The sequence below is a fragment of the Corynebacterium bovis DSM 20582 = CIP 54.80 genome (assembly GCF_030408615.1).
Lineage (GTDB): Bacteria > Actinomycetota > Actinomycetes > Mycobacteriales > Mycobacteriaceae > Corynebacterium > Corynebacterium bovis.
In genome coordinates, this window is record NZ_CP047187.1 from 1774672 (window position 1) to 1789143 (window position 14472).

General features: G+C 74.4%; 10 protein-coding genes. 4 read left to right on the forward strand and 6 right to left on the reverse strand.

The genetic code is table 11. The features are described 5' to 3' along the window. Positions 1-32: 32 nt before the first annotated feature. The 4 genes from hrcA to CBOVI_RS07225 all read right to left on the reverse strand — a co-directional run bounded on the left by hrcA (position 33) and on the right by CBOVI_RS07225 (position 5132). A complete protein-coding gene (hrcA, locus tag CBOVI_RS07210; protein WP_010268495.1) occupies positions 33-1115 on the reverse strand; it encodes a heat-inducible transcriptional repressor HrcA in 1083 nt (360 codons plus the stop codon). Between the two features lie 3 nt (positions 1116-1118). Beyond that, positions 1119-2426, reverse strand: coding sequence for a radical SAM family heme chaperone HemW (gene hemW, locus CBOVI_RS07215; RefSeq protein WP_010268500.1), 1308 nt, complete (start codon positions 2424-2426; stop codon positions 1119-1121). A gap of 37 nt (positions 2427-2463) precedes the next feature. Then, positions 2464-3144, reverse strand: a complete 681-nt coding sequence (locus CBOVI_RS07220; protein ID WP_010268502.1) for a hypothetical protein — start codon at positions 3142-3144, stop codon at positions 2464-2466. 161 nt (positions 3145-3305) lie between these two features. Next, positions 3306-5132, reverse strand: coding sequence for an AMP-dependent synthetase/ligase (locus CBOVI_RS07225; RefSeq protein ID WP_010268507.1), 1827 nt, complete (start codon positions 5130-5132; stop codon positions 3306-3308). Positions 5133-5691: 559 nt separating this feature from the next. Here CBOVI_RS07225 and CBOVI_RS07230 point away from each other — a divergent pair. Next, entirely contained in the window at positions 5692-6753 is a 1062-nt protein-coding gene (locus tag CBOVI_RS07230) for an NADP-dependent oxidoreductase (protein WP_010266357.1), read from the forward strand. Positions 6754-6958: 205 nt separating this feature from the next. On the opposite strand, the gene CBOVI_RS07235 is transcribed toward CBOVI_RS07230, so the two are convergent. Together CBOVI_RS07235 and CBOVI_RS07240 are read right to left on the reverse strand one after the other, a co-directional pair. Further along, on the reverse strand, positions 6959-7195 hold the full coding sequence (locus CBOVI_RS07235; RefSeq protein WP_010266355.1) for a hypothetical protein: 237 nt from the start codon (positions 7193-7195) through the stop codon (positions 6959-6961). 10 nt (positions 7196-7205) lie between these two features. After that, entirely contained in the window at positions 7206-9335 is a 2130-nt protein-coding gene (locus tag CBOVI_RS07240) for a M3 family metallopeptidase (RefSeq protein ID WP_010266352.1), read from the reverse strand. A 163-nt stretch (positions 9336-9498) separates the two neighbouring features. Here CBOVI_RS07240 and CBOVI_RS07245 point away from each other — a divergent pair, with 163 nt between their 5' ends. The 3 genes from CBOVI_RS07245 to CBOVI_RS07255 all read left to right on the forward strand — a co-directional run bounded on the left by CBOVI_RS07245 (position 9499) and on the right by CBOVI_RS07255 (position 14291). Then, complete coding sequence (locus tag CBOVI_RS07245; protein WP_183273612.1) at positions 9499-11109, forward strand: carboxylesterase family protein; 1611 nt, start codon at positions 9499-9501, stop codon at positions 11107-11109. Positions 11110-11206: 97 nt separating this feature from the next. Then, positions 11207-12415, forward strand: coding sequence for a MalY/PatB family protein (locus tag CBOVI_RS07250; protein WP_010274894.1), 1209 nt, complete (start codon positions 11207-11209; stop codon positions 12413-12415). Between the two features lie 22 nt (positions 12416-12437). Next, positions 12438-14291, forward strand: coding sequence for an ABC transporter ATP-binding protein (locus CBOVI_RS07255; protein ID WP_043363492.1), 1854 nt, complete (start codon positions 12438-12440; stop codon positions 14289-14291). Positions 14292-14472 lie beyond the last annotated feature (181 nt).

The window sequence follows — 14472 nt, forward strand, 5'->3', positions numbered from 1 at the left end:
CACCGTGCCCGCGCCCCCGCGGGCCCCGGCCGTCACCGCCCGGAGAGGATCCGGCTCACGTAGTGCGCGACGACGCTGAGGGACGACATCGACCCCGAGTAGTCGATGTACGTCGGCCCGACGACCCCGAGCCCGCCGAAGACCTCCCCGCCCGAGCCGTACCCGGTCGCCAGGACGGACGCCGCGCGCAGCTCCTCGTCCTCGTTCTCCCCGCCGATGCTCACCTGCACGCCGGGCCCCGGACCCCCGGGCTCCCCGGCGACCCCGCCGGCCACGCCCCCGGCCCGCGCGCCGAGGTCCCGGACGCTCGACAGCAGCTTGAGCATGACGACCTGCTCCTCCAGCGCCTCGATGACGGGCTGGAGCTCGTTGACGTTGAGCAGGTTCGGGGTGCCCGCGAGGATGAGCCGGTCGCTCGACCGTTCGAGCATCGTCTCGACGAGCACGGTCGCGCACGCCAGCGCCGGCCCGCGCAGGTCCGCGGGCAGCCCCGCGACCTCCCCGGCGGCGAGGGCGGAGACGTTCGCCGAGGCGTCGTCGAGGGTCCGGCCGACGAGCGCGGTGTTGATGATGTCCCGCAGCCGGGGCGTGTCCGCCTCCGGCATCGGCTCGGTGAGGTCGACGTTGCGCTGGTCGACCCGCCCGGTGTCCGTGATGAGCACGAGCAGCAGCCGCGCCGGCGCGAGCTGGACGACCTCGCAGTGCTTGACCCGCCCGGCCCGCAGGTCCGGCAGCTGGACGACCGCGACCTGCCGGGTGAGCTGCGCGAGCAGCTGCACGCTGCGCCGCAGCACGTCCTCCATGTCCACCCCGCCGGAGAGGAACTCCAGCACAGCCCGCCGCTCGGGGGCGCTCATGGGCTTGATCCCGGACATGCCGTCGACGAAGCGCCGGTAGCCCTTCTGCGTGGGCACCCGGCCGGAGCTCGCGTGCTCCTGGGTGATGTACCCCTCGGCCTCGAGGGCGGCCATGTCGTTGCGGATCGTCGCCGGCGACACCCCCAGCCCGTGCCGTTCGACGAGCGCCTTCGACCCGACCGGCTCCTGGGAGGAGATGTAGTCGGTGACGATGGCACGCAACACGTGCCCCCGGCGGGTCTCAGCGGTCCCTGTCATGGGTCAGGCCTCCTCGGCGAGCAGGATGTCGGTGACGATGCCGTCGGCGAGCAGCCGGCCCCGGTCGGTGAGGCGCGTCCGCCCGACGGCACCGTCCGGCAGGTCCCTCTCATTGTCCACCTCGAGCAGCCCGAGGTCCACGTACCGCCGCACGGTCTCCTCCGCCCCGGCGATCTCGCGGGACTCGAGGCCCTCCCGGAGCCGGAGGCCGAGCATGACCCGTTCGGTGTGCAGGTCCTCCGGGGAGAGGGGTTCGACGGAGACCACCGGGGAGGCGCCGGCGTCGAGGGCGGCGACGTAGCGCCGGGGCAGCCGGGCGTTGACGAGGCGCACCGGGCCGTCGTGGGGAGGGCCGTCGACCCCCTTCGCCCCGGGGCGCAGCCGCACGCAGCCGTGCGCGCCCGGGCCCGCACCCCACCACAGGCCGGAACGCCAGTACATGAGGTTGTGCCGGCACTCGCCGCCGGGCGCCGCCCAGTTCGAGACCTCGTACCACCCGAGCCCGGCGGCGCGGAGGGCGTCGTCGACGATGCCGTACCGGTCGGCGAGGACGTCCTCGTCCGGGGCGGGCAGCTCGCCCCGGCGGACCTTCCGGCCCATCGCCGTGCCGTCCTCGACGATGAGCGAGTACGCGGAGACGTGGTCGACGCCGGACGACAGGGCGGCGTCGAGCGACCGGCGCAGGTCGTCGTCGGTCTCCGACGGCGTGCCGTAGATGAGGTCGAGGTTGACGTGCGCGAACCCCGCGGCGCGGGCCTCCCGGACCGCCTCGGCGGGGCGGCCGGGGGTGTGCCGGCGGTCGAGGACCCGCAGGACGTGCCCGGCGACGGACTGCATCCCGAGCGAGATGCGCGTGTAGCCGGCGTCCCGCAGCGTCGCGAAGAACTCCGGGGAGGTGGACTCCGGGTTGGACTCGGTCGTCACCTCCGCCCCGGGGGCGAGGCCGACCGTGCGGCGGACGGCGCGGAGGATGCGGGCGAGGGCCTCGCCGCCGAGGAGCGACGGGGTGCCGCCGCCGAGGAAGACGGTCTCCGGCGGCCCGGTTCGGTCCCAGTCGGCGGCGGCGGTCTCCAGCTCCTTCTCCAGGGCGTCGAGGTAGCTCGCCGGGTCGGAGCCGCCGGACTCCCCCGGCGTGTACGTGTTGAAGTCGCAGTACCCGCAACGGGTGCTGCAGAACGGGACGTGGATGTACAGGCCGAGCGGCGGGGCCGACGTGGTGGACGGTGCGGGGGCCGGCGTGGTGGAGGGCGCGGTGGACGGTGCGGGGACGCGGTCCGGCGACGGCGCGGACGGGGGGATGCGGTGAGTCATGTCACCAGGGATGCTACCCGGCGGCCCCGGCCGCAGGTCACCCCGCCGCCGCGCGCTTGCGGAGCACCCGGGCGACGACGGCGTCGACCCGCGCCCGCTCGGCGAGGAACCGGGGCGGGGCCTCGCCCCGCATCTCCCGGACGAGCGCCGGGTGCGGCGCGATGACGGTCCGCCGCCACGTGTCGACGATGCTCCGGCACTCGGCCTCCGCCCGGGAGTACACCTGCGGGAGGAGGACCGACTGCGTGTCCATCGCGTCGCCGGTGCGGCCGACGACCCACCCGGACAGCTCCGTGACGCGGGCGGTGAGACCGGTGTTGAGCTCCCGCAGCCGCAGCCGGACCGCGGCCGTCGTCGCGACGGGGCCGACGTCGTCGCGGTCCGCCGCCGGGGCGGGGGCGCCGGGGTGGCGGAAGGACAGCGTGCGGCCCGGGTGCCGGCCGGGCACGGGGGCGGACCAGTCGTTGGACAGGGAGCCGGAGCGGACGCCGGAGACGAAGGCCTGGCGCAGCCCGTTGAGTTCGGCGAGGCCGGGCCGGACCTCGCGCCGCCCCTCCGCGACGACCTCGGCGAGCTCCACCAGGCAGTCGTCGACGAGTTCCGGGTCCCAGTCGGTCATGGCCTCGGCGACGTTGTCGAGGTGTGCGGCGATCTCGTCCCCGATGTCGTAGATCGCCTGGGTGAGCTCACGGAGGCGCAAGCGCGCGTCGAAGTGCACGTGAGCTCCTCTCGCCTCGTCCCACCCCGGTCCGTGGCCGGGTACGGGACAACCTTAGACCACGCCCGGACGCGCCCCGGGGAACGACGTGCCGGGGCGGGCCGGGCGGTCCCGGGGCCCGGCGGTGGGGTCCGGTGCCGGGGCCGGCGATCGCGGGCGGCCTAGCTCGAGGTGTAGATCCAGGCGATGTCGTCGGCGAAGTGCTGGGCGACGATGAACCGCTTGATCTTCATCGACGGCGTGACCTCGCCCCGGTCCTCGGTGAAGTCCCGGTCGACGATGCGGAACTTCTTGATGCCCTCCGCGTGGGAGACCGAGGCGTTGGCCTCGTTGACCGCGTCCTGGATCTCCGCCCGGAGCACCGGGTTCTTCGCGAGCTCGCGGACCGGCGTCGCCGGGTTGACCCCGTGCGCGGCCTTCCAGCGCTTGACCGCGTCCTCGTCGAGGCTGATGAGGCACCCGATGAACTTCTGGTCGTCGCCGACGACCATCGCCTGGGAGATGAGCGGGGCGGACCGGAGGATGTCCTCCATCGGCCCCGGGGAGACGTTCTTGCCGCCGGCGGTGACGATGATCTCCTTCTTCCGGCCCGTGATCTTCAGGTGCCCGGAGGGCAGGAGGCGGCCGAGGTCGCCCGAGCGGAGGAACCCGTCGTCCGTGAAGCACTCCCCGGTGGCCTCGTCGTTGTTCCAGTAGCCGTCGAAGACCACCGGGCCCTTGAGCAGGATCTCGCCGTCGTCGGCGATGCGGACCGTCGCCCCGCCGACCGGCTGGCCGACGGTGCCGATGACCGCGTCGGGCCGGTGGTTGACCGCGATGGCGGCCGTCGTCTCCGTCATGCCGTAGCCCTCGTAGATCGTGACCCCGATCCCGCGGAAGAAGTGCATGAGGTCCGGGTTGAGGGCCGAGCCGCCGGAGATGCAGTAGAGCAGGTTGCCGCCCATCGCCTCCCGGACCTTGGAGTAGACCAGCCGGTCGTAGAGCGCCCGGCGGAGCTTCAGGCCGAGCGACGGCCCCTCGGGGGTGTCGAGGGCGCGGGAGTAGTCCGCCGCGGTGCGCTCCGCCCGGGGGAAGATCCGCGCGCCGACGCCACCGCCGTCGACGGCCTTCGCCTTGACCCCGGCGTGGACCTTCTCGAAGACGCGGGGCACGCCGAGGATGAGGTTCGGCTTCGACCGCTGGAACTCGGTGACGATCGTCGAGAAGTCCGACCAGTGGCTCTGCGTCGCGCCGCCGAGGGTCGCGGCGATGGACACCGCGCGGGCGAGGACGTGGGCGAGCGGGAGGAAGGTCAGCGCCCGGTTGCCCGGCACCGCGATCTCGCCGATCGGGTTCGTGAGGACGGCCCGGGCCTCGGCCAGCCAGTTGGCGTGGAGGATCCGGCAGCCCTTCGGCCGCCCCGTCGTGCCGGAGGTGTAGACGAGGGAGGCGACGTCCGAGCTCAGGGTCCGCTCGACCCGCTCCTCCACCGCGGAGTCGTCGAGGTGCTTCCCCTCCTCGATGAGGGTGTCGAGGGCACCGTTGTTGATGCGCAGCACCCGGCGGATGTGGGCCGTGTCCGGCTCCGGCTCCCCGTCCCGGAGGAACGTCGCGAGGTGGGTCTCGTGGTTGCCGTCCTCGGCGACGGCGAAGTGCGCCCCGGAGTCCCGGACGATCCACTCGCACTGGGAGGTCGAGGACGACGGGTACACCGGCACGGAGACGACGCCGGCGGCCATGCAGGCGTAGTCGAGGACGGACCACTCGTAGCGCGTCTCGGACATGATGACGACCCGGTCGCCGTGCTCCACGTTGTTGGCGATGAGCCCCTTGGCGACGGCGTACACCTCACGGACGAACTCGTCCGCGCGGACGTCGACCCACCCGAAGTTCCGCGGACGGCTGAACAGCACCGCCGAGGGGGTCCTGCGCGCGACGTCCCGCAGCGCCGTGAAGCAGGTCTCGTGCTCACCGACCGTGTACAGCGCCTCGCTCGAATATTCCTGCATCGTTCTCCTACCTCGTCTTCTCACGTCGTCCGGCGGACGTCCGGCGGGCGTCCGGGGTGGCCGACCGGCCGTGGCCGGCGGTGACCGGCGGTGGCCGCGGGTGGCCGGGGGCCGCCGGCGGCGTCGCGCCGCGGCACCTCGGGGGCCGGGCCGGTCGCACCGGGGCACCGGGGCCGGCGCCCACCGGGTGCGGGCCTCGCCGCACCGGGGCCCTGCACGTAACGCGCGTCACACCGGGCCTCTCCGTCCTCAAGATACGCCATGCCCGGGCACCGGACCCGTCCACCGCGGGCCCGACGGGCCTCCGACCTCCCCCCACCCCGGCCCCGGACGGCCCCCGGCCAGGCACGACGCCACCGCACCCCCCACCCACCTGCGGGCGTCGACCCCCGGGCACGGTCCCCGACGGCGACGGGTGCGGTCCCGGTCCCGCGCCCCGACGGGAACGGTCCCGGGGTCACGACGGACCCCTCCGCCGGGCGACGACCCCGGCGACCGGGGGCGGGGCTGCGGCCCGGCACATTGCGGCCCCCGCCCCGGCACGGGGACGATGGACACCATGACCGACACCACGGCAGGCTCCCCGACGACGGAGTCCACAGAACCGACCGGATCCACCGGTGCACCGACGACCACCCGGCAGTGGGTGCTCGCCTCCCGCCCCGAGGGGTACCCGGAACCGGGGAACTTCCGCCTGGAGACCGTCGAGCTCCCCGCCCCCGGCGAGGGGCAGATCCTCGTCCGCACGACCGCGATGTCCGTCGACCCGTACATGCGCGGCCGGATGAACGACGTCAAGAGCTACGTGCCGCCGTTCCGGGTCGACGGGCCGCTCGAGGGCGGGGCCGTCGGCGTCGTCGAGGCGTCGCGCTCCGACCGCTTCGCCGTCGGCGACCACGTCCTCCACGGCCTCGGCTGGCGCGACCACGCGGTGCTCGACGCCTCCGCCGCGACGCCCGTCGACGTCGACGCCGCCCCGGAGACGGCCTACCTCGGCATCCTCGGCATGACGGGCCTCACCGCGTACACCGGGCTCACCCGCATCGGCGGGGTCCGGGAGGGCGACACGGTGTTCATCTCCGGCGCCGCCGGCGCCGTGGGCTCCGCCGCGGGGCAGATGGCGAAGCTCCTCGGCGCGTCCCGGGTCATCGGCAGCGCCGGCACCCCGGAGAAGGTCGCCCGCCTGCGGGAACTCGGCTTCGACGCCGCCTTCGACTACCACGACGGCGTCCTCGACCAGCTCCGTGCCGCCGCCCCGGACGGCATCGACCTCTACTTCGACAACGTCGGCGGGGAGCACCTCGAGGCCGCGCTCGACGTCATCAACCCCCTCGGCCGGGTCGCCGTGTGCGGCATGATCTCCGCGTACAACGACCCCGACGCCACCCCCGCCCCGCGCAACATGTCCGCGCTCATCGCGAAGAACCTCACGGTCCGCGGCTTCGTCATGAAGTACCACTGGGACCTCGGCCCGGAGTTCCGCGAGCGGATGTCGGCCTGGCTCCGCGACGGCGAGGTCCGGTACGACGAGACCGTCCGCGAGGGGCTCGAGTCCGCCCCGCAGGCGTTCATCGACCTGCTCCACGGCGCCAACACCGGGAAGATGGTCGTGCGCCTCTGACCGGGCGCACCGCCGGGTGACCGCCGGTACGGGCGCTGACCCGCCGCCGGGTGACCGGCGGGCGCGGGCGCGCCGCCGGGTCACCGGGGGGTCGGGCGCGGGCGCGCCGCCGGGCGTCGACCTCAGAACACCGAGGTCACGACCCAGGCGACGACGACCAGGACGATGAGCAGGATCAGCGCCTGTCTCACGCGGGAGTGCTTCTTCACGACGTCACGTTCCTCTCTGCCCGCTCCGGCCCCCGACCGTCGTCCGCGGACGGACCGTCGGCGGCCCCGGATCCGATCACCCGCCGCTCCTCGTCGTCGGCCGGGACCAGCAGGTCGACGACGCGCACGAGCACCAGCGCCGCCACCGCGCAGACGGGGACGAGCACGAGCAGGAGCAGGGGGGTCTGGATCCAGACGGGCGCGTTGATGAGCCACTGGGCGACCGCATTCACTCCCGCCACCCTACCCGGCCGTCGGCGGCGTCCCGGCGAGCCCCCGGCGGGCCAGCAGCGGCTCGACGCTCGTCTGCCGCCCCCGGAACATCCAGAACGCGTCCTCGTAGTCGATCGTCGCCCCGCGGGAGAGGATCATCCGGCAGAACCGCTCCCCCGCGAACCGGACGTCGGACGGGTCGACCGACGTCGCCTCCCCGGCATCCGGGTCGACGGCCGCGTCGGTGTCGACGAACGCCCGGAAGCCGTCGGCGTCGAGGACCTCGGCCCAGATGTACGACCAGTAGTCGGCGGAGTAGCCGCCGGCGAAGATGTGGTTGAAGTACGCGGAGCGGTACCGGGGCGCGATCCCCGGGACGGCGAGCCCGGCGTCCTCGAGGGCCCGGCGCTCGAACTCCGCGACGTCCGTCACCGCCTCCGCCTCCGCGACGGACAGGCGGTGCCACGCGAGGTCCACGCGGCACGCCGCGAGGTACTCCGTCGTCGCGAAGCCCTGCCCCCACCGGGAGGCCTCGCGCACGGCGGCGACCATCTCCGGCGGCAGCGGCTCACCGGTGTCGACGTGCCGGGCGTAGTGCGCCAGCACCGCCGGCTCGCACGCCCAGTTCTCGTTGATCTGCGAGGGGAACTCGACGAAGTCGCGCGGCACGTTCGTCCCGGACAGGCTCGGGTACCGGACGTCGGAGAGGAGGCCGTGGAGCGCGTGGCCGAACTCGTGGAACACGGTGAACACCTCGTCGAGGCTGAGCAGCGCCTGCCGGCCGTCGGCGGGGCGGGCGATGTTGAGGACGTTCACGACGACGGGCGTCTGCCCGAGCAGGCGGTTCTGCTCGACGAAGCCGCTCATCCACGCGCCGCCGCGCTTGCCCGGGCGGGCGAACATGTCCGTGAGCAGCAGGCCGACGGGCGTCCCGTCCTCCTCCGTCACCTCCCACACGTCGACGTCCGGGTGGTAGCCGACGAGGTCCGGGCGGGGCTCGACGCGGATGCCGTAGAGCCGGTGCGCCGCGTGGAACGCGCCGTCGCGCAGCACCCGGTCGAGGGGGAAGTAGGCGCGCAGGGCGTCCTCGTCGACGGAGAGGTCCTCGGCGCGGAGGCGGGCCGCCCAGTACGGCCAGTCCGCCTCGCCGACCACCGGGGCGTCGGCTCCGCCGTCACCGTCGGTGTCCGTGGCGGCGTCGGCGCCGCCGCTCACGGCCGCGAGGTCGAGGACCCGCTTGTACTCCCCCTGCGCGTTCGCCACCGCCGCCGGGGCGAGGCGGTCGAGGAGACCGTCCACCGCGGCGAGCGACCCGGCGGTCTCCTCCTCCGCGACGAAATCCGCGTGACTGGCGTAGCCCAGCAGCTCCGCCCGGCGCGCCCGGAGCCGGACGATCTCCAGCACCGTGGCGTCGTTCCTCCCCGCCGTGCGGTCCCGGGACGCCCGCGCGATGTCCGCACGCAGCGCGGCGTCGTCAACCTCCTCGAGGATCGGCTGCACCGACGGCAGACCGAGCCGGATGAGCCAGCCGTCCTTCCCCGCCTCCCGGGCGTCGGCGGCGAGCTGCTCCCGGCGCGCCGGGGACAGTCCCGCCAGCCGCTCCGGGTCGGTGACGTGCACGGCCGCCTCCTCCGTCGCCTCGAGGAGGGTGAGGCCGAAGGAGGTGGACAGGTCGGCGAGGCGGGCGTCGATGCGGGTGAGCTCCGCGCGGCCGGCCTCGTCGAGGGCCGCCCCGCCCCGTTCGAACCGGCGGAGGTGGTGCCGCAGGAGGGCCTCCTCCTCACTGCCCTCCGGCTGCGGGGGCATCGCCCGGACGCGCGCGTAGAGGTCCCGGTTGAGCATGACGGCGCTGTGGTGCGCGGCGAGCAGCGGGGTGGCCTCCTCCTCGACGGCGGTCATCTCCGCGTCGGCCATCGTACCCGAGTAGTTGCCGATGACCGCGAGGACCCGGGACAGCATCCGCCCGGAGGCCTCGAGCGCCTCCATCGTGTTCTCCCACGTCGGCTCCTCCGGGTTCGCGACGATCGCGGCGAGCTCCGCGTCGTGGTCGTCGAGGGCGGTCCGGAGCGCCGGGATGAGCTCCCCGGTGCGCACCGCCGCGAAGTCGGGCAGCTCGTGGTCGAGGGCGGAGGGCTCGGCGAAGGGGGGGAAGGCAGTCATGGCTGCCACTCTAACGGCCGGGTCGGACAGTGGCGGACAGCTCCGGCGATCCGGGTCGCGGGTGACGCGGGGGCCCGGCGGCGGTGCTCCCGGCCCGGTGGCGGTGCGGGCCCGCCGCTCCCCGCCGGGCGCCGCCGCGGGCCGGGGACTAGCATCGGCGGGCATGACAGATGCAGTGGCAGGCGGTGCCGGCGGGCCGGGTCGCGGTCCCGGTGACCCCGCCCCGGGGCAGGTCACCGTGTCCACCCCGGACGGGGACGTCACGGGCACGGTGCGCGACGGGGTCGCGACGTTCCGGGGCGTGCCGTACGCCGCGCAGCCGCGGACGACGGCCCAGTGGTTCTCCCTCCCCCGGCCGGTCACGCCGTGGTCCGGGGCCCTCGACTGCACGACGCGGGTCGACGACCGGCGGCTGTCCGTCACCGTGTCCACGCCGGCGGACGCCCGGCCCGGGGACCGGCTGCCCGTCGTCGTCTTCGTCCACGGCGGCCGCTACGAGAGCGGGCACGGCGACGGGCCGTGGTACCGGGGCCAGGCCTTCGCCCGCGACCGGTGCGTGTCCGTCTCGGTGATCTACCGGCTGCGGTTCGAGGGGTTCCTGCCGCTGCGCGGTGAGGAGGTGCCGGAGGACCTCGGGCCCGACGAGCCGCCCGTGTACCGGGGCGCCGAGGACGTGCTCGCGGCGTTCCGGTGGGTCCGGCGGAGCATCACCGCGTTCGGCGGCGACCCGGACGCGGTCACCGCCGCCGGGCAGTCCGCGGGCGGGGCCCTGGTGTCCTGGCTGCTCACGGTGCCGCGGTCGGAGGGGCTGATCCACCGGGCGGTCATCATGTCGCAGGGCTTCCCCCGCGTCGCCTGGACCCGGCGGCGGGCGGCCGCGGCGGCGGTGCTCGGCGGGCCGTTGACGGCGGCGCACGTCGCGGGCCTGCCGATGACGCGGGTGCGGCGGGCGTACCGGTGGTTCTCCCGGCTGTACCCCACGGACTGCGCGCTGGGGCTCCACCCGTACCGTCCGGAGCGGGTCCGCCCGGTGCCGCTCGTCGTCGGCACGATGCACGACGAGTTCGTGCGGATGCCCGCCGCCCGGCTCGCCGACCGGGCCTGGCGGCGCCCGGCGGGGCGCTCCCCGGGTGGCCCCGTGCGCGGCGCGGTGCGCACGGCGGTGCGGGCGGCGGTGCGGGCGGCGGTGCGGGCGGCGGTGCGCACGGCGGTGTGGCCGGTCGTCGCGACGATGCTCGGGGTGGCCCGGCGGGACCTCCGCGCGTGGACCCGGTACTGCGTGGCGACGGACCCGCTCGTCCCGGTGGGCCGGACGATCGGTGACTCCGCGATCCGGCGGTGGAACGTGATGCTCGCCGACGCCCACGCGGCGGCGGTCGCGGCCGCCGACCCGGACGGGCCCGCGCGGACGTGGATGTACGAGTTCCACGGCGGTGCGGCCACCCCGGCAGGCGACGCCGTCGACCGGGGCACGGAGGCCCAGCACTGCGGCGAGCTCCCCCTGTTCTTCGACTGCCTCGACGACGGCCCACGGGCGGTGGCCCGGTTCTGCGGCCCGGACGCCCCGGACCGGTTGCGGCCGCTCGCGGACCGGTTCCACCGGCTCGCCGTCGACGTCGCGCACGGTCGGATGCCGGACTGGGAGCCCTACCGGGTCTCCGGGGAGGGTCCGACGCTGTGCTGCCGGCGGTTCGACATGACGGACGGCACGGAGACGACCGTCGTCGACCCCCTCGGGGCGGTGCGGGCGCTGCTGCCCGCGCACCACCCGTGACCGGCCCGGCCCCGTCCCCCCCCGTGACCGGCCCGGCCGGCCCGCCCGGCGCGCGGCCGCCACGGGCTGTCCGGTGGCCCCGCTACAGTGGGCTGCCATGACGCTCTCCGTACCCGACATCACCACACTCCGCGCCCGGGGGACGATGAAGTGGACCGCGTACGGTCCGGACGTCCTGCCCCTGTGGGTGGCCGAGACGGACTTCGACACGTGCCCGGCCGTGCTCTCCGCGGTGCGGGAGGCCACCGACCGGGAGTACCTCGGGTACCCGGCGGCCGGGGACCGCTCGCTCGAGGAGGCCCTCGCCGCCTTCAGCGCCGACCGGTACGGCTGGCGGGTCGACCCGGCGTGGGTCGTGCCCGTGCCGGACGTCGTGTCCGGGATCGTCTCGGTCGTCGACGCGCTCACCGCCCCGGGGTCGACGATCGTCATCCCCCTCCCCGCGTACCCGCCGTTCCAGAAGGTCCCGGGGGCGACGCGACGGCCGGCGTCGTACATCCCCCTCGCGACCGACGGCGTCGACCCCGCGACCGGAGGTGTCCGCCACCGGCTCGACCTCGAGGCCCTCGAGCGGGCGTTCACCGCGACGGACAACCCGGCCGGCGTCGGCTGCCTCATCCTCGCCAACCCCTTCAACCCGCTCGGCCACCCCTTCTCCGCGGAGGAGCTGCGGGAGGTCACGGACCTCGCGGCCCGGCACCACGTGCGGGTGATCTCGGACGAGATCCACGCCCCCGTCGTGCTCGACGGCACGCACGTCCCGACGGCCACGGTGAGCGACACCGCGCGGGAGGTCACCGTCACCGTCACCGCGACGTCGAAGGGGTGGAACACCGCCGGCCTGAAGTGCGCGCAGATCATCGCGTCGACCGCGGCGGACGCGGCGGTCCTCACCCACCTCGGCAACGTCGTGACCCGCGAGCCGTCGACCCTCGGCACCGTCGCGGCGACCGCGGCGTACACCGACGGGGTGGACTGGTTGGACGAGGAGGTGGAGACCCTCCGGGAGAACGTCGCCTACCTGCGCGAACGGCTGCCCCGGGTGCTGCCCGGGGTGCGGCTGACGACACTCCGGGCGACGTTCCTCGCGTGGCTGGACCTCCGCGACGTCGACCGGCTGCGGGGCGCCGACGGCACCGTGCGCGACCCGGCGGCGGTCATCCGGCGGTGCGCGGGCGTCGCGCTCAACGAGGGCACGACCTTCGGCCCGACGGGGGCCGGGTGCGCCCGGCTGAACTTCGGCACCTCGCGGGAGATCCTCGCCGAGGCCCTCGACCGCGTGGAGGGTGCTGACCTCCGTGCGTAACCTCACCCGCATCGTCCGGTCCATGCGGGAGCTGTGGCCGTTCTACCTCGTCGTGGTCGTCACCAGCGCCCTGACCTCGGTGTTCACGCTCGCCGGCCCGTTCATCGTCAAGCACGCGACGGACACGATCGTCGCGGGGGTCTCCGGTGACCTCGACGTCGACGCGGCGACCCGCACCGTCATCCTCCTCGCCGTCGGCCTCCTCGCCGTCGAACTGGCGACGACGCTGACGTCGAACATCGGCGGGTGGTTCGGCGACGTCATGGCCGTGCGGATGCGCCAGATCCTGTCCAGCCGCTACTTCGCCAAGCTCCTCAGCCTGCCGCAGCGCTACTTCGACACGCAGGTCACCGGCACGATCATCTCCCGGCTCGACCGGTCGATCCTCGGGCTGACGGAGTTCCTCAACAGCATGGCGAACAGCTTCATCTCGATGATCATGACGATCGTCATGGTCCTCGCCGTCGCCGCCTGGTACTACTGGCCGCTCGCCGTGCTCCTCATCGTCATCTTCCCCCTCTACCTGGTCCTCACGGCGATGACGAGCCGCCGGTGGATGGTGTGGGAGAAGGAGAAGAACGACCACATCGACACCGCCCAGGGCCGGTTCGCGGAGGTCGTCGGCCAGGTCAAGGTCGTGAAGTCCTTCGTCGCGGAGCTGCGGGAACTGCGCCTGTTCCAGGGCCACTTCGTGTCGACGGTCGGGGTGACCCGCCACCAGTCCCGGTACTGGCACCTCATGGACGTGCTCCGGCTGTCCGGCATGAACGTCATCTTCTTCGCCATCTACGTCATGCTCTTCCTGCGCACGCTCCACGGGGACTTCACCCTCGGCGACATGGTGCTGCTCATCCAGCTCGTCGCCATGGCCCGGCAGCCGGCGATGATGATGAGCTGGATGGTCGACACCGCGCAGAAGGCCTCCGCCGGGTCGCGGGAGTACTTCGACGCGATGGAGGAGCTCGAGGAGCCGACGACGTCCCCCGCCCTCCTCGCCGCCTCCCGCCGGGGCGGGCCGGTGCTCGTCCCGGAGTCCGCGGTCGACGCGGCGTCGCTGCCCCGGCTCACCGTCCCCCGCTCCGGCCCGGTCCTCGAGTTCGACCACGTGACCTTCGGCTACGACGCCGACGACCCCGTCATCCACGACGTCACCTTCGCCGCCGCCCGCGGCGAGCGGGTCGCGCTCGTCGGCGAGTCCGGCGGCGGCAAGTCGACCCTGGTCAACCTCCTGCTCGGCCTGTACCGGCCGACGGAGGGCGTCATGCGCGTGTGCGGCCGGGACGTCCGGGACCTCACCTCGGCGGAGCTGCGCGCGAGCGTGGGCGTCGTCTTCCAGGAACCGTTCCTGTTCTCCGGGACGGTACGGGAGAACATCGCGTACGGCCGGCCCGACGCGACGGAGGCGGACGTCCGCTCGGCGGCGCGCCGGGCGAACGCCGCCGACTTCATCGAGGGGTTCCGCGACGGCTACGACACCCTCATCGGCGAGCGTGGCCTCCGCCTGTCCGGCGGGCAGAAGCAGCGCATCGCCGTCGCCCGCGCGATGCTCAAGGACGCGCCGGTCCTCGTCCTCGACGAGGCGACGTCGGCGCTCGACACGAAGGCGGAGCGCACCGTGCAGGCGGGGCTCGACGAGCTCATGGAGGGCCGGACGACGCTCGTCATCGCCCACCGGCTGTCGACCATCGCCGACGTCGACACGATCATCACCCTCGACCACGGGCGCGTCGACGAGATCGGCTCCCCGGCGGACCTCGCCGTGAGCGGCGGGATCTACTCCGAGCTGCTCCGGCTCACCGCGAGCTCCTCGGAGGCCGACCGGGAGCGGCTGCGGCGGTTCGGGTTCGACGCCGGGCCGGCGGACACCGGGGAGTGACGGCCGGGGGCTGACCGCCGGGGAATGACCGCCGGGAAGTGACCGCCGGGGCCGCTCGCAGTGGGTCCCGACGGGCACCGGTCGCGGTGGGTCCCGCCGGTCACGCCGGGTCCCGACGGGCACCGGCCACGGTGGCACGGCAGCTGTGACGGCGGTTACGATGGGAGACCTCACCGGATGC

Excerpts from the sequence above, each read along its gene's own strand:
- CBOVI_RS07230 (WP_010266357.1), top strand. The coding sequence starts at position 5,692 with ATGACCGACACCACGGCAGGCTCCCCGACGACGGAGTCCACAGAACCG.
- CBOVI_RS07250 (WP_010274894.1), top strand. The coding sequence starts at position 11,207 with ATGACGCTCTCCGTACCCGACATCACCACACTCCGCGCCCGGGGGACG.
- hemW (WP_010268500.1), bottom strand. The coding sequence starts at position 2,426 with ATGACTCACCGCATCCCCCCGTCCGCGCCGTCGCCGGACCGCGTCCCC.
- hrcA (WP_010268495.1), bottom strand. The coding sequence starts at position 1,115 with ATGACAGGGACCGCTGAGACCCGCCGGGGGCACGTGTTGCGTGCCATC.
- CBOVI_RS07240 (WP_010266352.1), bottom strand. The coding sequence starts at position 9,335 with ATGACTGCCTTCCCCCCCTTCGCCGAGCCCTCCGCCCTCGACCACGAG.
- CBOVI_RS07255 (WP_043363492.1), top strand. The coding sequence starts at position 12,438 with ATGCGGGAGCTGTGGCCGTTCTACCTCGTCGTGGTCGTCACCAGCGCC.
- CBOVI_RS07245 (WP_183273612.1), top strand. The coding sequence starts at position 9,499 with ATGACAGATGCAGTGGCAGGCGGTGCCGGCGGGCCGGGTCGCGGTCCC.
- CBOVI_RS07225 (WP_010268507.1), bottom strand. The coding sequence starts at position 5,132 with ATGCAGGAATATTCGAGCGAGGCGCTGTACACGGTCGGTGAGCACGAG.